At 65.7% G+C, this 21,603-nt stretch carries 20 protein-coding genes and 2 pseudogenes; all 22 read right to left on the reverse strand.

Going from position 1 to position 21,603, the window contains the following annotated elements:
• Positions 1 to 131: 131 nt before the first annotated feature.
• Positions 132 to 548 (reverse strand): hypothetical protein, encoded by a 417-nt coding sequence (locus tag ACZK2V_RS10370; RefSeq protein ID WP_486323238.1) that lies wholly within the window; start codon positions 546 to 548, stop codon positions 132 to 134.
• A 185-nt stretch (positions 549 to 733) separates the two neighbouring features.
• Positions 734 to 2,239 carry a sigma-54 dependent transcriptional regulator gene (locus tag ACZK2V_RS10375; protein ID WP_132810057.1) on the reverse strand — a complete coding sequence of 502 codons (1,506 nt, stop codon included), beginning with the start codon at positions 2,237 to 2,239 and terminating at the stop codon, positions 734 to 736.
• A complete protein-coding gene (locus tag ACZK2V_RS10380; protein ID WP_010485922.1) occupies positions 2,236 to 2,613 on the reverse strand; it encodes a response regulator in 378 nt (125 codons plus the stop codon). The genes ACZK2V_RS10375 and ACZK2V_RS10380 overlap by 4 nt, the downstream gene beginning before the upstream one ends.
• A gap of 14 nt (positions 2,614 to 2,627) precedes the next feature.
• The gene (gene rpoN, locus ACZK2V_RS10385) at positions 2,628 to 4,037 is read right to left on the reverse strand and encodes an RNA polymerase factor sigma-54 (protein WP_049398121.1); all 1,410 of its coding nucleotides are present in this window, start codon (positions 4,035 to 4,037) and stop codon (positions 2,628 to 2,630) included.
• Between the two features lie 285 nt (positions 4,038 to 4,322).
• A complete protein-coding gene (locus tag ACZK2V_RS10390) occupies positions 4,323 to 4,955 on the reverse strand; it encodes a response regulator (RefSeq protein ID WP_032970105.1) in 633 nt (210 codons plus the stop codon).
• Between the two features lie 91 nt (positions 4,956 to 5,046).
• Positions 5,047 to 5,625 carry a PilZ domain-containing protein gene (locus ACZK2V_RS10395; RefSeq protein ID WP_486323239.1) on the reverse strand — a complete coding sequence of 193 codons (579 nt, stop codon included), beginning with the start codon at positions 5,623 to 5,625 and terminating at the stop codon, positions 5,047 to 5,049.
• Positions 5,622 to 5,912, reverse strand: coding sequence for a hypothetical protein (locus tag ACZK2V_RS10400; protein ID WP_125429337.1), 291 nt, complete (start codon positions 5,910 to 5,912; stop codon positions 5,622 to 5,624). The genes ACZK2V_RS10395 and ACZK2V_RS10400 overlap by 4 nt, the downstream gene beginning before the upstream one ends.
• A complete protein-coding gene (gene fliS, locus ACZK2V_RS10405; protein ID WP_049398118.1) occupies positions 5,909 to 6,328 on the reverse strand; it encodes a flagellar export chaperone FliS in 420 nt (139 codons plus the stop codon). Before fliS ends, ACZK2V_RS10400 begins: the two co-directional genes overlap by 4 nt.
• Before the next feature lie 125 nt (positions 6,329 to 6,453).
• Positions 6,454 to 7,794, reverse strand: coding sequence for a flagellar filament capping protein FliD (fliD, locus tag ACZK2V_RS10410; RefSeq protein ID WP_049421909.1), 1,341 nt, complete (start codon positions 7,792 to 7,794; stop codon positions 6,454 to 6,456).
• A gap of 183 nt (positions 7,795 to 7,977) precedes the next feature.
• Positions 7,978 to 9,519, reverse strand: coding sequence for a flagellin N-terminal helical domain-containing protein (locus tag ACZK2V_RS10415; RefSeq protein ID WP_125429333.1), 1,542 nt, complete (start codon positions 9,517 to 9,519; stop codon positions 7,978 to 7,980).
• Between the two features lie 221 nt (positions 9,520 to 9,740).
• On the reverse strand, positions 9,741 to 10,382 hold the full coding sequence (locus ACZK2V_RS10420; protein WP_428993308.1) for a flagellin: 642 nt from the start codon (positions 10,380 to 10,382) through the stop codon (positions 9,741 to 9,743).
• A 249-nt stretch (positions 10,383 to 10,631) separates the two neighbouring features.
• A pseudogene (locus tag ACZK2V_RS10425) lies at positions 10,632 to 11,327 on the reverse strand (flagellin N-terminal helical domain-containing protein); the annotation flags it as partial.
• Positions 11,328 to 11,413: 86 nt separating this feature from the next.
• Positions 11,414 to 12,622: a flagellar hook-associated protein FlgL gene (gene flgL / locus ACZK2V_RS10430; RefSeq protein ID WP_486323240.1), complete on the reverse strand. Its 1,209-nt coding sequence runs from the start codon at positions 12,620 to 12,622 to the stop codon at positions 11,414 to 11,416.
• Complete coding sequence (gene flgK / locus ACZK2V_RS10435) at positions 12,619 to 14,499, reverse strand: flagellar hook-associated protein FlgK (protein ID WP_486323241.1); 1,881 nt, start codon at positions 14,497 to 14,499, stop codon at positions 12,619 to 12,621. The genes flgL and flgK overlap by 4 nt, the downstream gene beginning before the upstream one ends.
• A gap of 8 nt (positions 14,500 to 14,507) precedes the next feature.
• On the reverse strand, positions 14,508 to 15,707 hold the full coding sequence (gene flgJ, locus ACZK2V_RS10440; RefSeq protein ID WP_486323242.1) for a flagellar assembly peptidoglycan hydrolase FlgJ: 1,200 nt from the start codon (positions 15,705 to 15,707) through the stop codon (positions 14,508 to 14,510).
• A gap of 1 nt (position 15,708) precedes the next feature.
• Positions 15,709 to 16,844, reverse strand: a pseudogene (locus ACZK2V_RS10445) (flagellar basal body P-ring protein FlgI).
• A gap of 2 nt (positions 16,845 to 16,846) precedes the next feature.
• The gene (gene flgH / locus ACZK2V_RS10450) at positions 16,847 to 17,539 is read right to left on the reverse strand and encodes a flagellar basal body L-ring protein FlgH (protein ID WP_010485899.1); all 693 of its coding nucleotides are present in this window, start codon (positions 17,537 to 17,539) and stop codon (positions 16,847 to 16,849) included.
• Positions 17,540 to 17,561: 22 nt separating this feature from the next.
• Positions 17,562 to 18,347 (reverse strand): flagellar basal-body rod protein FlgG, encoded by a 786-nt coding sequence (flgG, locus tag ACZK2V_RS10455; protein ID WP_005409571.1) that lies wholly within the window; start codon positions 18,345 to 18,347, stop codon positions 17,562 to 17,564.
• A 102-nt stretch (positions 18,348 to 18,449) separates the two neighbouring features.
• Complete coding sequence (locus ACZK2V_RS10460) at positions 18,450 to 19,199, reverse strand: flagellar basal body rod protein FlgF (RefSeq protein ID WP_032127377.1); 750 nt, start codon at positions 19,197 to 19,199, stop codon at positions 18,450 to 18,452.
• A gap of 32 nt (positions 19,200 to 19,231) precedes the next feature.
• A complete protein-coding gene (flgE, locus tag ACZK2V_RS10465; RefSeq protein ID WP_486323243.1) occupies positions 19,232 to 20,455 on the reverse strand; it encodes a flagellar hook protein FlgE in 1,224 nt (407 codons plus the stop codon).
• A gap of 32 nt (positions 20,456 to 20,487) precedes the next feature.
• Positions 20,488 to 21,171 carry a flagellar hook assembly protein FlgD gene (locus ACZK2V_RS10470; protein ID WP_071229188.1) on the reverse strand — a complete coding sequence of 228 codons (684 nt, stop codon included), beginning with the start codon at positions 21,169 to 21,171 and terminating at the stop codon, positions 20,488 to 20,490.
• Positions 21,172 to 21,194: 23 nt separating this feature from the next.
• Positions 21,195 to 21,602 carry a flagellar basal body rod protein FlgC gene (gene flgC / locus ACZK2V_RS10475; protein WP_010485892.1) on the reverse strand — a complete coding sequence of 136 codons (408 nt, stop codon included), beginning with the start codon at positions 21,600 to 21,602 and terminating at the stop codon, positions 21,195 to 21,197.
• Position 21,603: the final 1 nt, after the last annotated feature.

The raw sequence follows: 21,603 nt of genomic DNA on the forward strand, positions 1-21,603 counted from the left end.
CGGAATTGCATGGGCTGCTCTTGGTGGGTGTCGACCTCGGATCCCGTTGCTGCGCAACGGGCTCTGACCCCATGGTCATGTGTGGACGAGGTGTCGGCGAGGCGCCATTTAACCGGCGTCGGTTTTCTGGCCTATGGCTGCAGGGTCCAGCGGCCGGAATTCTGGCGCTGGCGGGGTGCGATGGGGCCGTCGTGCTGGGTGTAGGTGAAACGGCCCTGGTGGTCGGTCTGGCAGGTCAGCAGCAGGGTGTAGTGGGTAGGGCCGGCCGGGTGGGCTTCGGTCATCTGGATTTCCGCGATATGCGGGGCCAGGCGCTGGTAGCGGTAGCTGCCGCCGATGCGGAGGTCGGTGCCGAGGATGTCCAGCACGTACTGGCTGCCGGTAAAGCTGACCTGCACCATGCGTCCGGCATTGGGGTTGTCCGGTGCGTACAGCGGGTCGCTGAGGTTGGTGAACTGGCACTGGTCCAGTGTGGTGGGCAGGGTGCAGTCGGCGGCGCTGGCCAGGGGCGGGCAGAGCAAGGCGGCGAGCAGGGTGAGGCGATGCATGGTCGGAGCTCCTTGGGATGTCCTTGCCATGCTCCGCACTGCGGCGGTGATGTCTTTAGGAAAACGTGCAAATGCAATGGGGTCAGATCTCTTCCCGCAGGAAAGGGATCTGACCCCTGGTACTGGAAACACCAACGCCTGGGCTAGCCCAGGCGTTCGTGCCCCCTTCATGCTGGTTGCGAGCTTCAGCCGGCCAGTTCAGCCTGCTCACGTTCGATGCCGTACTTGCGCAGCTTTTCCACCAGGGTGGTGCGGCGCAGGCCGAGCAGCTGGGCGGCGTGGGCGACGACGCCCTGGGTGCGTTCCAGTGCTTCGTTGATCAGGCCCAGTTCGATGTTGGCCATGTGGTTGCGCAGGTCCATGCCTTCATCGGGCAGCGCCGCCGGTGCTGCGGCGCGATTGACGGCAATGCCGTGCTCCAGCGCCGGTTGGCTGCCGCCGCCTGGGGTGTGGAACGAGAAGCTGCGCAGGTCCAGGCGTTCTTCGCTGGCCGTCGGCTGTACCGGTGCCGGTGCGGCCACCGCTGCCAGTGCAGCGTCGCCACGGTAGCGGGCCGGCAGGTCCTGCACGCGCACCGAGCCGCCCGGGTGCAGCACCGCCAGGCGCTCGACCAGGTTGGTCAGTTCGCGCACGTTGCCGGGCCACTCGTAGCCGGCCAGTGCCTGCAGCGCTTCCGGTGTGAAGCGCACTTCGCCACGGCCGGTGCGCGCCAGCTGTGCGGCGATGGTTTCCACCAGCGCCGGCAGGTCTTCGCGACGCTCGCGCAGGGCGGGCACGTCGATCGGGAACACGTTGAGGCGGTAGAACAGGTCCTCGCGGAACTTGCCTTCGGCAATACGGGTTTCCAGGTCGCGGTGGGTCGCGGCCACAACGCGTACGTTGCAGCGGATGGTCTGGTTGCCACCGACACGCTCGAAACTGCGTTCCTGCAGCACGCGCAGCAGCTTCACCTGCATCGGCAGGCTCATGTCGCCGATTTCGTCGAGCAGCAGGGTACCGCCTTCGGCCATTTCGAAACGGCCCTTGCGCGCGGTCAGTGCGCCGGTGAAGGCACCCTTTTCGTGGCCGAACAGTTCGCTTTCCAGCAGGTCGGCCGGAATGGCACCGCAGTTGATCGCCACGAACGGGCCGTCGCGGCGCGGCGAGCGCTGGTGGATCGCGCGCGACACCACTTCCTTGCCGGTACCGGATTCGCCCAGCACCAGCACGGTGGTGTCGAATGCGGCCACCTGTTCGATCATGGTGCGCAGTTCGGTCACCGCCGGGCCGTTGCCGGTCGGGCCCTGGTCCTGCGCGGCGCCGGCCTGGTGCTCGGCATCCAGGCGCTTGAGGCTGGCGCGGCGCAGCAGGGCTTCCATCTGCGCATGGCGCAGCGGCGTTTCCAGCGGCCAGATGTTGGCTTCGTGCAGGCCGTGCTGATGGGCAAAGGCTGCGGCATCACCGTCGGCCAGCAGTACCGGCGGCGGCAGGCTGCTGCCGCCCAGCCAGTTGTACAGCGCGGTGCTGGCAGCGGTGTCGTCCAGGCTGCCGACGATCACGGCCATCCAGTCGTTCTGGCGCTGACGGCCCAGGTCGAAGTCGGCCGCGTCGGAAACCCAGCGCGGGTTGAAATCCATGAATTCCAGCAGGGCAACGGTGCGCTCTGCGCGCACGGCGTCGTTGTCCAGCACCAGGATGCGCGATTCGCTCACGATCGATCCTCCCTGAGGCCTTCCAGGATCGGCATGACTTCCTGGATGTAGGACAGCTTGCTGACAAAATTGTCGGCGCCAGCGCGCAGCGCGTGTTCGCGGTGCTCGGCGTCGTCGAAGTGGCTGGCGATCACGATGTACGGTGCATCGTCCTGCGACTTGATCAGGCGGGTGGCCTGCAGGCCGCCCATTTCCGGCATGGCCAGGTCCATCAGCACCACCTGCGGGCGCAGCGTTTCCGAGCGTTCGATCGCTTCCAGGCCGTTGCCGGCGCTGCCGACGATCTGCAGCCAGTCGATCTTGCGGAAATGGCGCATCGCCGCGTTGATGAAGCCCTCGTGGTCATCGACCAGCAGGACCGTGAGCTTGTTCATGTCCAACATCCTTTTCAGCCCACCCGGGCCAGCTGCGGTTGCCTGGCGCCCAGCCGGCGCCGTTCACGGGCCGGGGCGATGTCCAGTTGTTCTCGGTATTTTGCGACGGTTCGGCGGGCAATGTTCACCCCCTGGCGCGACAGCAGGCCGGCGATGGCCTCGTCGGCCAGCGGCCGGCCGGCCGGTTCGGCGTCGATCAGGCGGCGGACCATGGCCTTCACGGCCTGGCCGGAGACGCTGGCGCCTTCCAGGCGCACGGCGAAGAAGTGCTTCAGTTCGAAGGTGCCGCGCGGGGTCTGCAGGAACTTGCCGGTGGTGATGCGCGAGACGGTGGACTCGTGCATGCCGATTTCCTCGGCCACTTCCTTCAGGGTCAGCGGCGCCATGGCCTCCTCGCCACGCACCAGGAACGCGGCCTGGCGCTCGACGATCACCCGCGCGGTGCGCAGCAGGGTGTCGTAGCGCATCGACAGGCCGCGGCTGAACCAGCGCGCTTCCTGCAGCATTTCGCGCAGCGCCGGTGCGGCCTCGCTGGTCTCGGCCAGGGCCTGTTCGTACTGGCTGTTGATCGAGACGCGGCGGCTGGTCGCCGGATTCAGCGCCACCTTCCACTGGTCGTCGGCGTGCCAGGCGACCACGTCCGGCACCACCACGGCATTGCGTTCGGGCAGCAGGCTGTCACCCGGGCGCGGCTGCAGCGAGAGGATCAGGCGCACGGCTTCGCGCACGTCGTCGATCTCGGCGTCGTGCAGGCGGGCGAGGGCGGGGTAGTCGTGCGCGGCCAGCGCGTCGAGCGCGCCATCGAGAATGCGTGCCGCCAGGTGGCGGGCGGGGACTACGCCGTGCAGACTGCGCAGCTGTGCCTGCAGGCCTTCGCGCAGGTCCTGAGCGGCCATGCCGGCCGGCTCGCCATGCAGCAGCTGCTGACGGATGGCTTCCACGCCGTCGGCGGCGATGTCGAACTGGGCGCTGGCCAGCAGCTGCAGCTGGTCCAGCGGTGCCTGCAGGTAGCCTGCCTCATCGCAATGGTCCAGCCAGAAGGCGGCCACGGCCAGCTCGCGGTCATCCATGTCCAGCGACAGGCGCTGCAGCACGCGCAGCTGCGGGTCGCTCGATTCGCCGGCGGCGATGCGCGCCATGCGGTCGTCGTCGCCGTCCTGCCAGCTGGCGCCGGCCACGTCCCACATGGAAGACTCCGGCAGTTCGTCGAACGCAGCGGTTTCCAGCGTGGTGGCGCCGGCCTCGGTGGCTTCGGCGGTGGGTGCTTCAGCCTCTTCGATCTCCAGCAGCGGGTTGGAGTCCAGCAGGCGCTGGATTTCCTGTTCCAGGTGCAGTCCATCAAGCTGCAGCAGCCGGATCGACTGCAGCAACTGCGGGGTGAGGTGAAGTTGTTGGCCCAGCTGGGCCGAGAGTGCAGCCTTCATCGTGGTTCCCCGGCACCGCTCCCCGGCGCCTTGTGGAACGCATCTTGCTTTTGATCCGGCGGGGGCGGAATCAGGGGGTTCCTGAGGGGCTTCGTGAATGTCCTGACAGGGTGTAGGGGTATTCCCTACATTGTCGCGGAATGTTGACGATGATCGCCGCTAAGTTGCTGATTTCCGGTGTGGGTCCCGGATTGATCGGGCTGCGCCGTGTACGGATTCCTGTCAGGGCGTGTCGGGGTGACGGGAATTCGTCGTCAGTGCGGATCTGGCCTCCTTCGCAGAGGATCACTCCAGCTCGTGCTGGTGGCGCGCGGCCAGCAGCAGCAGATCGTTGGCGCGGCGACAGCCCAGCGACTCCATCATGCGTGCGCGGTGGGTTTCCACCGTCTTGACGCTGATGCCGAGGTCGGCGGCGATTTCCTTGTTGCTCTCACCCTTGCCGATGCGGCGCAGGATCTCGCGCTGGCGCGGCGACAGTGCGGCGATGCCGGTGGGTTTCTCGCGACCGAGCATCGGTGCCAGCATCTTGGCGGAGATCTGCGGGCTCAGGAACACCTGGCCGGCGTGCGCGGCACGCAGCGCCAGTTCAAGCTCCTGCGGTGCGGCATCCTTGACCAGGAACCCGACCGCACCGCGATCGAGTGCATCGCGCACGTGGGCGGCGTCGTCGTGCATGGTCATCATCACCACCCGCGTGCCGGGGGCGCGCAGGCGGATGTCGCTGAGGGCTTCCAGGCCGGTGCGGCCGGGCAGTGACAGGTCCATCAGAATCACGTCCGGGGCGTGCTGCAGGGCCAGCTGCAGTGCCTGCTCGGCATTGCTGGCCTCGGCGACGAGCTGCACGTCGGCAAACCCCTGCAGCAGCCGCGCCAGGCCGGCGCGGACCAGGGTGTGATCGTCGACGATGAGAACTCGCACAGGCACGTTGGAGGTCCGTGAGGGGAGTCCACCTTAACTTAGCTGAACGGGCGCGCCAAGGGTTGTCCATCCGGCGTCATGGTGGCAGGTTTCAGCGGGCGCGGCGTGCTTCGGCCACCTGGCGGCGATGCAGGCGGAACAGATGCCGCTCCATTGCCATCTCCAGGCCATCGCCAAGACGCTGGAAACGCAGCCACAGGTAATGACCACCGCCACCGTCCGCCGCTTCGGCGATCACTTCCACGGGCAGGTCGATATGGTCAGGCAGCCAGTCGCTGGGCTGCAGACGCACCAGGCCGGCCTGACCAGGGCTGGCGCCGCTGCGCGGCGCCAGCTGCAGGCGGATGCCGCGGCGTGACCAGCGCACGGGGCGCAGCGTCAGTTCCTGGCCCTGCTGGCGTACCAGGCGGCCGAGCAGCACCATCGCCAGATCCACCTTGGCTTCCAGCCGCTGCAACTGCAGGCTGGACTCATTGCGGTCGTCGTGCTCGTCAACGCGGCTGTCCTCGACCAGGGCCAGGCTGCGCAGCAGACCTTCGGCACTGCTGGTGCGACCGGCGGCGCTGCCTGCCTGGAACTCGGCCGGCAAGGCCAGCTCGCAGCTGAGCGTTTCGTCGAACAGCTCGCTTTCGGCGGGGTGGTGCAGCGACGTGGTCGGCAGTTGGGTCATGCGAGTGATTCTGCCTGCAGGTAGGCATGCGCCGCGCGAAGGGAGCGGCCGGTGTGCTTCAGGTGAGCTGCGGCTTCATCGCGGAGGGAGATCATGCGCGCCAGTACGCGTTGCTGGTGGTCACGCAACGCGAGGATGGCGGCATCACTGGGGCGCTCGACAACCAACGACAGGGCAGCCACGGCTTCCAGGTGTTCGGCCATCAGGCGTTCGCTGGTGTCGTGGTCCTCGCCTTGGAGGCTGGTTTCCAGCGTATCAAGGGCGTCGTGCATAGTTTGAAGGTTCATGGCGCCACCGCTTTGGTGACCTGGCGCTGGTCTGCCGGAATCGCGTTCCAGGCCGAATCGATCTCCACCATCAAGCCCAGGGCTTCCTTCAGTGCGGTTGGATCGTTGTGCAGGTTGCCCTCGGTCAGGCGCATGATGACGAAGTCGTACAGTGCCGACAGATTGCCGGCAATCTCGCCGCCGGCTTCGTGATCGAGCGAGCCGTTGAGGTGGCCGACGATGGCGCAGGCTTCGCCGATGGCCTTGCCCTTGCGCGCCTGGTCATTCTGCTGCAAAGAGGCTTCAGCGGTGCGGATGCGCTCGCAGGCACCGGCCAGCAGCAGCGCTACCAACTTGTGTGGATCGGCATCGACGACCGAGGTGGTCACGCCGACTTTTCGGTACTGCTCGGCGAACTGCCGATTGGAACCGTACATAGGGGAAGTCTCCTGGAATGCCTGCCCATCCGCGTGGGTTGAGGGGTTCGGCACGGGTCTAACGGGTTATCGGCGCAGCCGGGGCTCTACTTGAGTACCGACTGCGCCGGAAAAATGCCTGGAAATCAGTTGCCGAGCTGCTGGATGAGCGAGCCGCCGGCCGATTGCATCTGCGTGACCATCTTTTCCATCGCGGTGAACTGCTTGGTGTAGCGGTCGGCCACCTTTTCCATGTTCTTGTCCAGCTCGTCCAGCTGCTTTTCCAGTGCCTTGATCTGCTTGTTCAAGGTCGCCGTACGCTGGGTGATCGTGCCGGTGGTCGCGTCCAGGCTGCTCTTGAGCAGTTCGGTCATCGGCTTGCCCAGCGCGCCCTCTGCACCGAACAGCTTGGTGGCGGCCTCCGGGTTCTTCGCCAGCGCGGTGTCGAGCTTGGCGCCATCAAGGCTCATGCTGCCGTCGGCGGCAATGGTGATGCCCAGATCCTTGAGGTCGTTGACGTTGGCACTCAGCTGGGCGCGCAGCTGCTGCTGCAGGCCACGGACCATGGCGTCGCCGGTCATGGTCGAGGCCGTGCGCGTCTCAGCGTTGTAAGCGCTGGAATTCTTCAACGTGGTCTGGATGCCGTTGTAGGCGGTGATGAAGGCCGTGAGATTGGTCTTCAGCGTGCTGTTGTCCGGAGTGACGGTCAGCGTCTGCGTCTCGCCTTCCTTCGCCTTGGTCAGGGTGAGGCTGATACCGGGTACCAGGTCGGTGATCGTGTTGGAGCTGCTGGTGCGGGTGAAACCATCCACCACCACCACTGCATCCTTGGCGGGCACCATCTCGGTCATCTTCGATGCGGATGTGCCGTCATAGGCCAGCTCGGAGAGTCCGCCATTGCCGCCACTGGCGCTGACCTTCAACGCGCCCTTGCTGCCGGAATCAACGGCGGTCAATACCAGGTGCATGCCATCGTCGGCGGTCACCACGGCCGCGGTGACGCCCTTGCTCTCGGCGGCGGAATTGATCTCGGCTGCGATCTTCTCCATCGTCGCGCCGGGTTCGATGTTCACGCTGATGGACTTGTCGCCGTATGCGATCGTCAGCGTTCCGTCGCCAACCACGGCGTCCTTTGTATACGCCTTGGAGCTGAGCTTCTGGTTCTGTGCCAGGGATTTGACTTCCACCTGGTGGCTGCCCGCAGCGGCCTTGCCGGCGGTCGTGCTGGTGTCCAGGGTCGCAGTGAAGTTCGACTCGGTTGGCGTGCTGACTTTCAGGCCGGGGGTGGCCACACCCTTGACCAGGGTCTTCAGCGCGCTCTGCAGACCTGTCATTCCGCTTTTGATGGTGCCAAGCGCCGAAAGCTTGGCGCTGGCGGCAACACCCGCCGAGTTGATCTGCTTTTCCCGGGGCTCGCGTTCCTTGGCGGTCAGCTGTGCAACCAGGCTGGGAATGTCGAGGCCGGAACCAATCGTGCCGATGGCCATGAGGGGAATCCTTTTTCTTGGACGGGCCGGGCGGGTGTCCTGCACCTGCTATCGGCCTGGGAGGGGCGAGCTTGAGCGTGGAAACGCTCTCCAGCCTTCTGCAAGGCCCATGCCAATCCGCCACCGGGCACGAAGAAGGGGGCTTGCGCCCCCTTCCCGTTGTTGCCTTGTACTACCGCTGGATCAGCGCAGCAGGCTCAGCACGTTCTGGCTGGACTGGTTGGCCTGGGCAAGCATGGCGGTACCGGCCTGCTGCAGGATCTGGTTGCGGGTCAGCTCGGCGGTTTCCGAAGCGTAGTCCACGTCGCGGATGCGGCTGCGGGCAGCCGACATGTTTTCCGACGAGGTGTTCAGGTTCGCAACCACCGAGGTGAAGCGGTTCTGGATCGCACCCAGGTCGGCGCGGGCGGAGTTGATCGAGTTCAGGGCTGCGTCCATCGCCAGGATGGCGTTGTCGGCACCGTTGACCGAGGAGATGTCCAGAGCGGCAAAGCCTTCAGTGGCAGTGCCCTTGTCGAACTTGACCACGCCGGCTGCGGTGCTGCTGGACGTGTCGACTGCCGCCAGGCCAGTGGCCTTCAGCAGTGCATCCGCGGACAGATCCGACTTGATGGTGAAGTCCTTGTCCTTCGAAGTCAGCTGCAGCTTGCCTTCGATCAGGGAAGCGGTCACGCCGGTCTCGTGGGTCTTGGCGTTGATGGCATTGGCCAGAGCGGTGGAACGGTCCGCTGAGGTCTTCGCCGAACCCACAGTGATGTCGACGCCGTTGATCTGCAGACCGCCTGCTTCGATTGCAGCGAAGGCCGGCGAGGCCGGGGCGGTTGCCTCAGCGACGGTGACGCTCGTGGTCAGAGCCGTGGAGGCGAGGGTAGCTTCTTCACCGAGATTCGCAATCGCGCCGGTGGCGGCATTCATGGAGATGCCAGCAGCCTTCAGCTCGGCATTGCCATTGATCTGCGCAGCCAGGGCGGTACGCAGATTGGTCTTTGCGGCATCGCCGTCAGCGCCGGTCTGGGCGCCAACATTCAGGGTCTGGCCGGCGATGGTGAAAGTGGAAGCGGCGATATCATAAGTACCGCCGGAGCCGGTGTTGTCGGTACCGTCAGCAAAGGCCGTCAGGGCGAGCGGGGTGCTGCTGGCGGTGCCATCGGTGGCTGCCGAAGCCGGGATCGCGCCAGCGACCGAAGCGCTGGTGGTAGCGGTGGTCCAGCTGCCCAGCTTGCTGATATTGGCGTTGGCGACCTGCGAGATGTTGATCGTCTGGCCCTGGTTGGCGCCGATCTGGAAGGCCTGGTTGGTGAAGGTACCGTCCAGCAGGTTGGTGCCGTTGAAGTTGGTCTGCTCGGCGACGCGCTGGATTTCCTGCTTCAGCAGCTGGACTTCAGCGTTCAGGGCCTGACGGTCGGAATCGGAATTGGTGGCGCTGCGCGACTGCACGGCCAGTTCACGGACGCGCTGCAGGTTGTTGCCGATCTCACCCAGGGCGCCTTCAGCGGTCTGGGCCAGCGAGATACCGTCGTTGGCGTTGCGGGCGGCCTGGTTGGCGCCGCGGATCTGGGTGGTGAAGCGCTCGGAGATCGCCAGGCCGGCGGCATCGTCCTTGGCGCTGTTGATGCGCATGCCCGAGGACAGGCGCTGAATGGTGGTGGCCAGGTTGGCGCCGCTGGTGCCCAGGTTGCGCTGGGCGTTCAGCGACATGGTGTTGGTGTTGATGACTTGTGCCATGGTGCGGTTTCCTTGTAGGCAGTGTGTCCGGCAGAGCAGCCTGACCGGTTTCGGGGGGCAGTGGCTGGCTTCCCCCCAAGGGGTGTGCTACCGCTGCTGAAATCAATAACGGCACTACCCCTCCGGCCTTTAGCTGAGTTTCGATCCTTTTTTTCTGGTCAAACGAAAAGGCCCCGCCATCTGCATGGCGGGGCCCGGCTCCAGCTCGAGTGGTGCAGGTGTTACGACTGCAGCAGGCGCAGTACGTTCTGCGGTACCTGGTTGGCCTGGGCCAGCATGGCCGTGCCAGCCTGCTGCAGGATCTGGCCACGGGTCAGTTCGGCGGTTTCCTGGGCGTAGTCAACGTCGCGGATGCGGCTGCGTGCGGCGGACAGGTTCTCCGAATTGGTGTTCAGATTGGCGATGGTCGAGGTGAAGCGGTTCTGGATTGCACCGAGGTCGGCACGGGCGGAATTGACGGACTGCAGTGCCGCATCCATGGCGAGGATGGCGTTGTCGGCGTTGGCCTGGTTGGAGATATCCAGTTCGGCGAAGCCGGTCGCGGGCTCGCCGGGCTTGAACGAGGTCGCACCGGCGATCGGCGTTGCCGAAGCAGCGTCGGTGGTGCCGGTAGTCAGACCCGTTGCTGCTGCCAAGCCACCGGCAAGGGTGCCGCCAACGATGAAGTCCTTGTCCGGCGAGGTCAGCTGCAGCTTGCCGTCAATCAGGGAGGCAGTGACGCCGGTCTTGTGGGTCTGCGCGTTGATTGCATTGACCAGCGTGGTGGCACGCTCGCTTGCGTCCTTGGCCGCGCCAACTTCGATGCTCTGGCCGTTGATGGTGAACTGGTCGGCAGTGATCGCGTCATACTTTGCGACGGCCACCTTGCCATCCGTACTCGCTGCGTCGAAGCCCAGGCTGGCCGGCGTGGTGTAACCCGTAGCCGTCTCCGTTACATTGATGTTGGAACCGTCGGTACGAACAACCTTCAGGCTGCCTGCCGTAACCGCCGCGGCGACGGTAGCGCTGCCGCCGAGGTCCAGGGTGAAGCCGTCGACTTCATTCTTGCCGTCCGCGCCGAACGTTCCCTGTAGGGCCGTGGTGACGCTTGCATTGTCGACCGTGCCGGTGATGTTGATGCTGACCGACTTGCCGTTGTTGGCGGTGAAGGTGGTCGCCAGGGTGCTGGTGGAGGTGCCACCTGTACCGGCCGTAATGGTGCCGATGCCCACAGTGGCCGGCGTGGCAGCCGCAGCGGTTGCGCCGGTAGGCGTGGCGCCCACCAGCGAGGCAGCGCGGGAAGCCGTAGTCCAGCTGCCCAGCATGTGCACATTCGCATTGGTGATCTGCGAGATGTTGATGGTCTGGCCCTGGTCGGCGCCGATCTGGAAGGCCTGGTTGGTGAAGCTGCCGTCCAGCAGGCTGGTGCCGTTGAAGTTGGTCTGCTCCGCAACGCGCTGGATTTCCTGCTTCAGCAGCTGCACTTCGGCGTTCAGCGCCTGGCGGTCCGAGGCCGAGTTGGTTGCACTGCGGGCCTGAACGGCCAGTTCGCGGATGCGCTGCAGATTGTTGCCGACTTCGCCCAGTGCGCCTTCAGCGGTCTGCGCCAGCGAGATGCCGTCGTTGGCGTTGCGTGCGGCCTGGTTGATGCCACGGATCTGGGTGGTGAAACGCTCGGAGATCGCCAGACCGGCGGCGTCGTCCTTGGCACTGTTGATGCGCATGCCCGAGGACAGGCGCTGGATCGAGGTGGCCAGCGAGCTGCTGCTGGTGGACAGGTTGCGCTGAGCGTTCAGCGACATGGTGTTGGTGTTGATGATCTGTGCCATGGTGCTTCTCCGTGGTTGCTCGGTTGTTTCGGTGTGGAAGGCGCGGGACGCGCCGTGCTGGAAGACGGATGGAACGGGGAAAGGGACTAGCGGATCTTGTTGAACAGGGACATCGCCTGCATCTGGCTGAAGATCGTCTGGGCGGCTTGAAGGGCGGCGGTCTCCAGCTTGTATTGGCCGATGGCATCGGCGTAATCGAGGTCGCGCATCGTCGAGAGCGTGCTCTTGACGGTGACGGCAGTGGCTTCGCGGGCGCTGGCCGCGATATCGATGGCGGCCAGCTGGGCGCCGCCCTTGGCGCGGGCGTCGATCATCGTTTCCGAGGCCCTGTTGAGGTCGCGGATGCTGGACTGCAGCGTGTTCTGCAGCGCCGTGCGCTGGCTTTCGGTGGACGGGTCGGTTTCCAGTGCGGCGACCAGTTTGTCCAGGGTGGAGAAGATGTCGCGGCTACCCGCGTCGCTGACGTTGAACTGATCACCGGCGGCTGGCTTGCCCTCGATGCGCATGCGCACGCCGCCAACGACAATGTCCTCGCCGGGTTTGTGGGTTCCGCTGCCGACCACCGTGCCGGTGCCATCAACCACCTCATAGGCACCTTCGGCAGTGCCGGTGAAGCGGACATTGAGCGTGCCGCCGGCCCAGCTGCCGCTGCCGTCACGGCTGACTGAGGTCAACAGGCCACTGCCGGTGTTGCCGGCGGCCGCGCTGGCATCCACACGGCCATCGCCGGTGGGGATGCGCATGAAGATCTCGCTGCCGGGCAGGGCGTCGGAGACCAGTTGGCCCGGTGCCACCTCCACCTGCCGCTGGTTCTGGTCACCGCTGTAGGTCACGGTGCCGCCGCTTCGCTGGAACGGGGCGTCAGCGTCGTTGCTGCCACCGAACAGGTAGCGTCCGCTGCCATCCCTGGAATTGGCCAGCGACAGCAGGCTTTCCTGGATGGTCTTCAGCTCGCTGACGATAGCCTTGAGGTCACTGGCCTTGGGCACCGGACTGTTGGCCTGGATACTCAACTCCACGGCGCGCGACATGAGCTCATTGACCTGGGCCAAGGCGTTTTCCTGCAGGCCCAGGCGGTTCTGCACGCTGTTGGCGTTCTTGCCGAGCTGCTCGAGCCCGGCCACGACACGGTCCAGGCCAACGGCCGTACCTGCAGCGACCGGGTCGTCCTTGGCGGAGGTGATCTTGCTGCCAGTCGCGATCTGCTGCTCGAGGTGGCTGATTTTCGACTGCTTGGCGAGCATCAGCGACACGGACTGGTTGAACATCATCCCGGTGGAAATTCGGCTGCTCATCGACGGACGGCTCCCAGGATGGTCTGGAACATGTTGTCGGCGGTGGAGATCAGCTGTGAGGCGGCCTGATAGGCCTGCTGCAACCGCAGCATGTCGGCTGCTTCCTCATCCAGGTTGACGCCGGAGATCTCGTCGCGGGCTGCCTGCGCCTTGTCTGTGATGACCTGCTGCGCGTCCAGCGAGTACTCAGCCGAACGTGCCGCCGCGCCGACCTGCGTGGTCAACCCCCCCAGCGCACCGTTGAGGGTGACGGTGCCGCCGTTGAACGCCTTGGCGTCCTCGACCTTGGCCAGCTTTGCCGCGTTGCTGTTGTCCGACGAGCCTGCCGGAGTAGGGCTGATATTGAAGGTGTCGCCGACCTTCGGTGCACCGTCCAGCACGAAGCTCCAGCCATTGGCGCTGATGGTCTGGCCCGGTGTGTAGGTCTGCGGCGGCCCACCGTTGATGGTGTAGGTGGTCGCCGACGTGAACACGATTGCGGCAGGATCGCGCAGGTTCGGATTGGATACATCGCTGACGGTGACTCCGGTCAGCTTCCCGGTGCCGGTGTTGGCCAGTGCAGCCGTACCCTTGACCGCTGCCGCTGCGGCGATGCGGGAGGGATCGGTGATGGCGGTTCCCAGGCTTCCGGCGACGCCCGCGGTCGGCTGCAGGAGGAAACGGTCGTTGGTGGCCGGGGTGCCGCCGACCACCAGCTTGACGCCATTGATCACCAGCGGATCGGCGGTCGTGCCGGTACCGGTCAACGCAACGGTGGCGCCAGTGTCGGCGCGGGTGGCCTGCCACTGGGTGCCGTCGAACTTGAGGACGATGTTCTGTGCCTCCAGCTTGGACAGGTCACCATAGGTCGCAGTGAGGCTGCCGGTACCGGTATTGCTCGCGTTGGGCGTGACGCGTGGGTTGCCGATGGTGAAGAAGTCGCCGCCCATCTTGCCGTACAGGTCCACGCCCTGGTGGTGCGCCTGGTTGAAGCTCTCGGCGAGGCCGACGGCGAGCTTGCCCAGTTCGGCCTGGGCCGGTGTCAGCACGGTATCGCGGAACTCGAGCATGCCGCCGATCTTTCCGCCCACTGCCTTGGGGTCGAGCGTGATCGTGTTGCCCTGGGTTTCCAGCGCCAGTTGCAGGCGTTCGGGCTGGTATGGATCGGTCACCGTAGTGACCTTGGACGCGGTCGTGCCCACCACCAGCGCATTGCCGCCTGCGGTATAGACGTTCATCACGCCGCCATCCTGGACGACGGCAGTGCCACCGGTGTAACCGATCAGCTGCGAGATCAGCTGGTCGCGACGGTCGAGCAGGTCCGGCGCCGCGTTGGCCACGTTGCTGCCAATGGCGCCGTTGATCTGCGCAATCTCCTGCGCCAGGCGATTGACTTCCGTGGCGCCGGCAATGAGCCCGTTGTTGACCTCGCTGCTCAGGTTGTTCATCTGCGTGTTGAGCTGCACGAAGCGGCTCGCCAGGGCCTTGCCGCCATCGAGCAGGCTCTGCCGGTCGGCCGTGCCGGCCGCGTTGGACGAAAGGCCACTGACGGCGTCGAAGAAGTTGGACCAGGAGCCGGCGACATTCGTGGCCGGGTCCGAGAACAGGGCATTCACCCGGTCGGCCATGCCCGAAAGCTGCTTCAGGCGTGCCAGCTCGCCGCTGCTGTCGAGCAGGCGCGAGATGGCCAGCTGGTCGGCAGCACGGCGGATATCGGTGATGCGGGTGCCGCTGCCAACGTCCCCAAAGCCGTAGTTCTGCGGATCAGACGTGGCGAAGTCGACCTTCTGCCGGCTGTAGCCAGGGGTGTTGATGTTGGCGACGTTGTGGCTGGTGGTCGCCAACGCACGCTGGAAGGCGAGCAGGGCACCGGTACCGGTGGAAAGTACGCTGGACATGGGGTTCCTCAACGACGAGTGATACCCAGCGCCGCGGTTGCGGTGCTGGCGAAGGTCTGGCCAAGGCGCGAGCCGGCATCGGCGACGGCGCTGACGGCGCGCTCGATGGTCGGGCCGCCGGCGATCGCGGCGATCTTGGCCGCGTAACGCGGATCGGTGGCATAGCCGGCGCGTTGCAGGCCGCGGGCGAAGCCCTGCACGTCGGTGCCGGCCTGCAGGGCCTGCTGGTAACGCGGGCTGGTCTTCAGCAGGCGCACATAGTCGGCGAAGCTCTCGGCCGGCGAACTGTAGGCGCGGAAGCTGGCGGTCTCGTTGCGGCGCACGCCATCGACATATTCGTGGGTGCCGGCCACGGCGCGCTGGCCGTTCCAGCCATTGGCCTTGATGCCGAACAGGTTGTGCGAAGTGCTGCCGTCGGCATGCTTGATGTGGCGCTTGCCCCAGCCGGTTTCCAGCGCCGCCTGGGCGACCAGGGCGCGGGCATCCACGCCCAGTTCCTTGGCTGCACTCTGCGCGTGCTGCCAGATGCTGGCAACGAAGCCTTCCGGGGTGTGCTCGCCCAGCTGGGCGACGGCGGTGCGGGTAGCCATCGCATCGGCCGGACTGATCGCGGTGCCGCGGTTGCTGACGGTGGCCGACCACTGGTCGCTGTTGGCGGCCCAGTCCTCGCCCTGCAGGCTGCCGATGTACGGATCCTCGGTGCCCAACGAGCGGTGCATGCTGCTGCTCTCGCGGCCGGCGATCAGGTCCAGGGCCTGTTCCATCGGTGCGACCGCCGCCTGCGCACCGTGCTGTGCACCGGCGGCCATCTGCTGCAGCAGGCGCACGGCCTGGCTGCCGTCTTCCAGCGGCAGCGACGGTGCCGGCTTGGCCGGTGCATTGAGCTGGTAGGCACGACTGGCCTTGGCCGGGTCCACGCGGGTATCCAGCGCCGGGCCGTCGGCGGCCTGGCCGGACAGCTGCCGGCTGATCATGCCCGACAGGCCCAGGCCCTTGCCGCGGGTCATCGCCTCGGCAATCTTCTGGTCGTACATCTCGCGGAACATCTTGTTTTCGCCGGGGAACAGCGAGTCGCCGAAGCTGGCGTCACGCATGCTCTTGACCAGCATCTGTGCGAACTGGCCTTCCAGCTGGCGCGCGACCTTGTCGATCTTGGCCGGATCGTTCTGTTGCGCCGGGTGCAGATCGAATGCGGGAGTGATACGCATATCAGATCACCTCGAGCTCGGCACTCAGTGCGCCGGCCTGCTTCAGGGCTTCCAGGATCGCGATGAGATCGCCCGGTGCCGCGCCCACGGCGTTCACCGCGTGCACGATCTCGTCCAGGGTGGTGCCGCCGCTGAACTTGAACATGCGGCTGCCGTCGTTGGTGGCGGTGATGGTCGACTGCGGGCTGGCCACGGTGCGGCCGCCGGACAGCGCATTGGGCTGGCTGACGTTGGTGTTTTCCTGGATGGTCACGGTCAGCGAACCATGCGAGATCGCAGCCGGTCCCACGCGCACCTGCTGACCGATGACCACGGTGCCGGTACGCGAATTGACCACCACCTTGGCCGGGGCGCTGCCGGGGGTCAGTTCGAGGTTCTCGATGCGTGCCAGCAGTCCGATGCGGCGCCTGGGTCGGTCGGCGCGGTGACCGCCACGGTCACGCCATCGACCGCACGCGCCGAACCTTCGCCGAAGGCGTTGTTGAGCGCGGCAACCATGCGCGAGACCGTGGTGAAGTCGTTGTTGTGCAGGTTCAGGGTGATGTCGCCGCCGTTGGCCAGCGGGTCGGGCAGGGCGCGTTCAACGGTGGCACCGTTGGGAATGCGGCCGACGCTGGGCACGTTCACCGAGACACGGGAACCATCCTTGCCCTGCGCACCAAAGCCGCCGACGATCAGGTTGCCCTGTGCGATGGCATAGATCTGGCCGTCAGCACCGCGCAGCGGCGCCATCAGCAGCGAACCGCCCCGCAGCGAGACCGCGTTGCCGATCGAGGACACGGTGATGTCGATCGGCTGGCCCGGCTTGGCGAACGGCGGCAGTTCGGCGTGGATCGCCACGGCGGCCACGTTCTTCAGTTGCGGGTTGACGTTCGGCGGCACGTTGACGCCCAGTTCGCCGAGCAGGTTCTTCAGGCTCTGCACGGTGAAGGGTGCCTGGCTGGTGCGGTCGCCGCTGCCATCCAGGCCGACCACCAGGCCATAACCCACCAGCGCATTGCCGCGCACGCCGCCGACCTGGGCCAGGTCCTTGATGCGCTCGGCGCTGGCCGGGGCAGCCACGACCAGCAGCATCAGCGCGACGAACGACGCCATGCGTCGCTGCCAGGAAGAAGAGGAGAAGAGTTTCATGGCCATACTCAGAACGGCGTCAGGCCGGAGTTGAAGAAGCGGCTCAGCCAGCCCATCGCGTTGGACTGCGCGACGGGACCGCGGCCGCCGTAGACGATGCGGGCCTCGGCCACGCGGCTGGACGGAATGGTGTTGTCCTGGCTGATGTCGCCCGGGCGCACGATGCCCTGCACCTGCACCAGTTCATCGCCCTGGTTGAGCCGCAGGTTCTTCTGCCCCTGCACCACCAGGTTGCCGTTGGGCAGGCGTTGGACCACGGTGACGGTGACGCTGCCCTGCAGGCGGTTGCTCTGCGCGCTGTTGCCCTTGCCGGTGAAGTCACGCGCGCCCTTGGCCGTGGCACTCAGGATGTCCTTGCCGCCGAGGGTGACCGGAGCACCGAGAATGGACGGTGTACCCAGGCTCAGGTTCGATTCCTTGTTGGTGGCCGTGTTGGCGCTGGTCTGCGCGGTGGTGTTTTCCAGCAGGGTGATGGTCAACAGGTCGCCAACATCGCGTGCGCGCCGGTCCGAATACAGCTGCAGGGTCGGGCCGGCAGCGTAGATCGCGCCGGCGGTCGGCTGTGCCTGCGGCGGCATGATCGGCTGGATCGGTGCCATCGTCGGGTAGGGGCGCACGTCGCCCGCGATCACGCAGCCACCGAGCAGGGCGGCCACGGCGCAGGCGAGAGCAGTGCGGGCGAAGTTGGAAATGGGCGACATGGCGGTTTCCCGGTTTGGCCGGTCAGAGCTTGTTGTTGAGATAACCGAGCATCGAGTCGGTGGTGGAGATCGCCTTGGCGTTCATCTCGTAGGCGCGCTGGGTTTCGATCATCGACACCAGCTCTTCCACCACGTTGACGTTGCTGCCTTCCAAGGCACCCTGCACCACAGTGCCGAGGCCGTTGAGGCCGGGGTTGCCGTTCTGTGCCGGGCCGGACGCAGTGGTCTCCAGGAACAGGTTCTCGCCACGTGCCTGCAGGCCAGCGGGATTGACGAAGTCGGTCAGGGTCAGTGCGCCGACTTCCACCGAGGCGGCGCCGTCGGCCATCTTCACGCTGATGGTGCCATCGGTGCCGATGGTCACCGACTGCGCGCCTTCGGGAATCTGGATGCCCGGCTGCACCGGGTAGCCGCTGTTGGTGACCAGCTCGCTGTCCTGGTTGATCTTGAACGAGCCATCACGGGTGTAGGCCGAGCTGCCATCAGGCATCTGAACTTCGAAGAAGCCGCGGCCATTGACCATCACGTCCAGGGCGCGGCCAGTCTGCTGCTGGCCACCCTGTTCGAAGTTCTTGGCGGTGGCGACCACGCGCACGCCGGTACCCAGCTGCAGGCCGGTGGGCAGCTGCGTCTGCGCCGACGAGGAGCCGCCGGGCTGCCGTACCTGCTGGTACAGCAGGTCTTCAAAACTGGCACGGTCCTGCTTGAAGCCGGTGGTGTTGGTGTTGGCGAGGTTGTTGGAAACCACCGACATGCGCATCTGCTGCGCATCCAGTCCGGTTTTCGCGATCCACAATGCCTGGTTCATCTTCGATGTCCTGTCTGCTGAAGCCGGCCGCGTGGTGCGGCCCTTGGTATCGGGTGTGCAAGCGGTGTGCCAGCGCCGGCATCAACCGGCGCCGGAATTCCGTCAGCTGCCCAGGCGCAGCATGCTGTTGGCGCTGCGCGCGTTTTCGTCGCCGTGCTTGATCACCTGCACCTGCATTTCGTACTGGCGCTGCAGCTGGATCATCTGCACCAGCGCGCCAGCCGCATCCACGTTGCTGCCTTCCAGCTGGCCGCTGTGCACGGCCGTGCCCTGTGCCGGTGCGAACGGCTGCAGCGGGTCGGTGTTGCGGAACAGGCCGTCCAGGCCACGCTCCAGGCGTTCATCCGGTGCCTGCACCACTTTGATGCGACCGATCTGCGCCATGGTCTGCGGGCCTTCGCCCTGCGGAATGATCGAGAGCGTGCCGTCGGCACCGATCTCCATCGCCTGGTAGGGCGGAATGGCGATCGGGTTGTTGTTGTCATCCAGTACCGGGCGGCCGCTGGAGGTCACCAGCTGGCCGTTCGGCGTCACCGACAACGCCGCGCCGCGCGTGTACGCCTCGCTTCCGTCACTGGACTGCACGGCCAGCCAGGTGCCGGTCTGCAGGGACAGGTCCAGCGGTTTGCCGGTGATGTGCTGCGAGCCCGGCGTGCGGTTGAATCCGGCGTCGACATGCAGCGCATCCACCCGCGAAGCAAAGCCCGGGCCACGGATCGGGAAGGCTTCGGTGTTGGCCAGCGCTTCCTTGAAGCCGGGGGTGTCGGAGTTGGCGAGGTTGTGGCTGAGCGTACCCTGCGCCTGCAGGGAGGCGCGGGCACCGGTCATCGCCACGTAAAGGGCTTTATCCATGCGGGGAGTTCCGTGACAGGGTCAGCGCGTCATCAACGGATGTTGATGACGGTCTGGGTGATCTGGTCCTGGGTCGTGATCATCTGCGCGTTAGCCTGGAAGTTGCGCTGCGCGGTGATCATGTTGACCAGCTGCTCGGTGAGGTCGACGGTGGACGCTTCCAGCGAACCGGCCTGGATCTTGCCAAGGTTGGAGGTGTCCGGCATGCCGGTGCGCGGCGTGCCCGATTCGAAGGTCTCCACCCACAGGTTGTTGCCCTTCTGCTCCAGACCCTGCGTGTTGTTGAACGTGGTCAGTGCGACCTGGCCCAGCGGCTTGTCGTCGCCATTGGAATATCGGGCGTAGACCACGCCGGTTTCCGACACGGTGATCTCGTTGAGCTTGCCGGCGGCATAGCCGTCCTGCTGGGTGTTGCGCAGCGCGAACTTCTCGCCGTACTGGGTCGAGCCGCTGATATCCAGCGTCATGTTCAGCTGGCCCGCGCCGGTGGTCGGGGTGAAGGTGCCGAGGCTGACCTTGCCGTTGGCCGGATTGGTCAGCTTGCCGCTGTTGTCGAAGGCGACCGCGGTCGGGGTACCGGCCGGTTGGCCGTCCACATAGTTGTGAACGGTCCACTCGTTTGGATTTGCGCCCTTCACGAAGTACGAGACCTGGATATGGCTGACGCCCAGCGAGTCGTACACGGTGATGCCGCCGCTGGAGTGGTTGTAGCTGTTCGAGTCGGTCGGATCGAAGGTATTGACCGTCGGCTGTTTGGCGTTGGCCGGCAGGGTGAAACCGACCTTCACTTCGCTGGTCTGCTTCGGCGGGCTGTCGGTGGTCAACAGCTGCAGGTCGACCAGGCGGCCGGCATCGAAGTTGGTGCCATCGGCATTCGGCGCGAACACCTGCAGGCGTGCGCCCTGGGGATTGATCACATAGCCGGCGGAATCAGTCTGGAAGTTGCCGGCACGCGAGTACACGCGCGAGCCGTTCATGTTCATGGTGAAGAGGCCCTCACCGGAGATCGCCATGTCCAGGCTGCGGCCGGTCTGCTCGTTGTGGCCCTGGATGAACTGTTGGGCCACGTTGGAAACACGCACGCCCGAGCCGGTCTGGTTCTTCGACAGGCCATAGCTGGTGGAGGCGAACAAGTCAGCGAACTCGGCGCGTGATTGCTTGAAGCCGGCGGTATTGACGTTGGCGACGTTGTTGGCGGTGACGCTCAGGTCGGTATTGGCGGCATTGATGCCGGACAGGGAGACGTTGAAGCCCATGGGATGCTCCTGGTAGATGCGGAATGTGCGGCTCAGCTGACGCGGAGCACGTAGTCGATCGGGGCCGTGCCCAGGCCCTTGAGATTCAGGTACAGGCCGTCTGAGCCGACGGTCACGCTCTCCACCGGGGCCTGCACGAAGGTGGACAGCTTGGTGCTCTTGCCGGCGGTGTCGACGTGGTTGGCGACGATGGAGTACTTGCCCGGTTCCATGCGCTTGCCGTTGGCGTCCTTGCCGTCCCACTGAAACGCGGTTTCGCCAGCGGCCTTGGCTTCTACGCTCAGCGAGGTGATCTTGGTGCCGTTGGCATCGGTGATGTCGACGGTCACGATGCCGGCCGAGGGCGCAGCCACCGTGCCTTCGACGCTGCCTTCCTTTTCCAGTACCAGCTTTTCCGACGGCACCAGTACCTGGTGGCCAACCAGAGCGGCACCGCGCAGCACCTGGTCGCTGGCCATCGATTCCTGGAAACCCTTCACCGTCTTGTTCAGATCGGTGATGCCCTGCACGGTGGACATCTGCGCCATCTGCGCAACCATCTGCGTGTTGTCCATCGGCTTCAGCGGATCCTGGTGCTGCAGCTGCTCGGTCATCAGGCGCAGGAAATCGGCCTGGTCCAGCGTGTTCTTCTTCTTGGTGGCGTTGCTGTTCGGGGCGTTCAGGCCGAGCGCGGCGTAGACGTCCTGGTTGGTCTGGTTGTTGACGGCGGTGGTCATGGTGGTATCCGGTGCTGCGGGCCTCAGCGGCCCATGGTCAAGGTGGCCAGGGCCAGTTCCTTGGCGGTGGTCAGCATCTCCACGCCAGCCTGGTAATTGCGCGAAGTCGAGATCAGGTTGACCATCTGCGCCACCGGATCGACATCGGGCTGGTAGATGTAGCCATCGCCGTCGGCCAGCGGGTGGCCCGGTTCATAGCGCTTGATCGGCGCGGCTTCGCTCTGGGTGATCTCCTTGACCTTCACCGACGTGATGTTCGGATCGTTCTTGCTGGTCACTGCCTGGAAGATCGGTTCCAGCGGCTTGTACACGGCATCGGCGGAACCGGCGACGGTGTCGGCGTTGGAGAGGTTGGAGGCGATGGTGCTCATGCGCACCGACTGCGCCTGCAGCGCGGAGCCGGCGATATCGAAGATCGGCAGGTTGCTCATG

This window comes from Stenotrophomonas sp. 93052_Sma (assembly GCF_056481145.1).

Coding starts and splice junctions, on each gene's coding strand:
- ACZK2V_RS10395 (WP_486323239.1), bottom strand. CDS start 5,625: ATGACCCAACTGCCGACCACGTCGCTGCACCACCCCGCCGAAAGCGAG.
- ACZK2V_RS10400 (WP_125429337.1), bottom strand. CDS start 5,912: ATGAACCTTCAAACTATGCACGACGCCCTTGATACGCTGGAAACCAGC.
- fliD (WP_049421909.1), bottom strand. CDS start 7,794: ATGGCCATCGGCACGATTGGTTCCGGCCTCGACATTCCCAGCCTGGTT.
- ACZK2V_RS10370 (WP_486323238.1), bottom strand. CDS start 548: ATGCATCGCCTCACCCTGCTCGCCGCCTTGCTCTGCCCGCCCCTGGCC.
- ACZK2V_RS10470 (WP_071229188.1), bottom strand. CDS start 21,171: ATGACCACCGCCGTCAACAACCAGACCAACCAGGACGTCTACGCCGCG.
- flgE (WP_486323243.1), bottom strand. CDS start 20,455: ATGGGCTTCAACGTCTCCCTGTCCGGCATCAATGCCGCCAATACCGAC.
- ACZK2V_RS10415 (WP_125429333.1), bottom strand. CDS start 9,519: ATGGCACAAGTCATCAACACCAACACCATGTCGCTGAACGCCCAGCGC.
- flgC (WP_010485892.1), bottom strand. CDS start 21,602: ATGAGCAACCTGCCGATCTTCGATATCGCCGGCTCCGCGCTGCAGGCG.
- fliS (WP_049398118.1), bottom strand. CDS start 6,328: ATGTACGGTTCCAATCGGCAGTTCGCCGAGCAGTACCGAAAAGTCGGC.
- flgJ (WP_486323242.1), bottom strand. CDS start 15,707: ATGCGTATCACTCCCGCATTCGATCTGCACCCGGCGCAACAGAACGAT.
- flgL (WP_486323240.1), bottom strand. CDS start 12,622: ATGAGCAGCCGAATTTCCACCGGGATGATGTTCAACCAGTCCGTGTCG.
- flgK (WP_486323241.1), bottom strand. CDS start 14,499: ATGTCCAGCGTACTTTCCACCGGTACCGGTGCCCTGCTCGCCTTCCAG.
- flgH (WP_010485899.1), bottom strand. CDS start 17,539: ATGTCGCCCATTTCCAACTTCGCCCGCACTGCTCTCGCCTGCGCCGTG.
- rpoN (WP_049398121.1), bottom strand. CDS start 4,037: ATGAAGGCTGCACTCTCGGCCCAGCTGGGCCAACAACTTCACCTCACC.
- ACZK2V_RS10380 (WP_010485922.1), bottom strand. CDS start 2,613: ATGAACAAGCTCACGGTCCTGCTGGTCGATGACCACGAGGGCTTCATC.
- flgG (WP_005409571.1), bottom strand. CDS start 18,347: ATGAACCAGGCATTGTGGATCGCGAAAACCGGACTGGATGCGCAGCAG.
- ACZK2V_RS10460 (WP_032127377.1), bottom strand. CDS start 19,199: ATGGATAAAGCCCTTTACGTGGCGATGACCGGTGCCCGCGCCTCCCTG.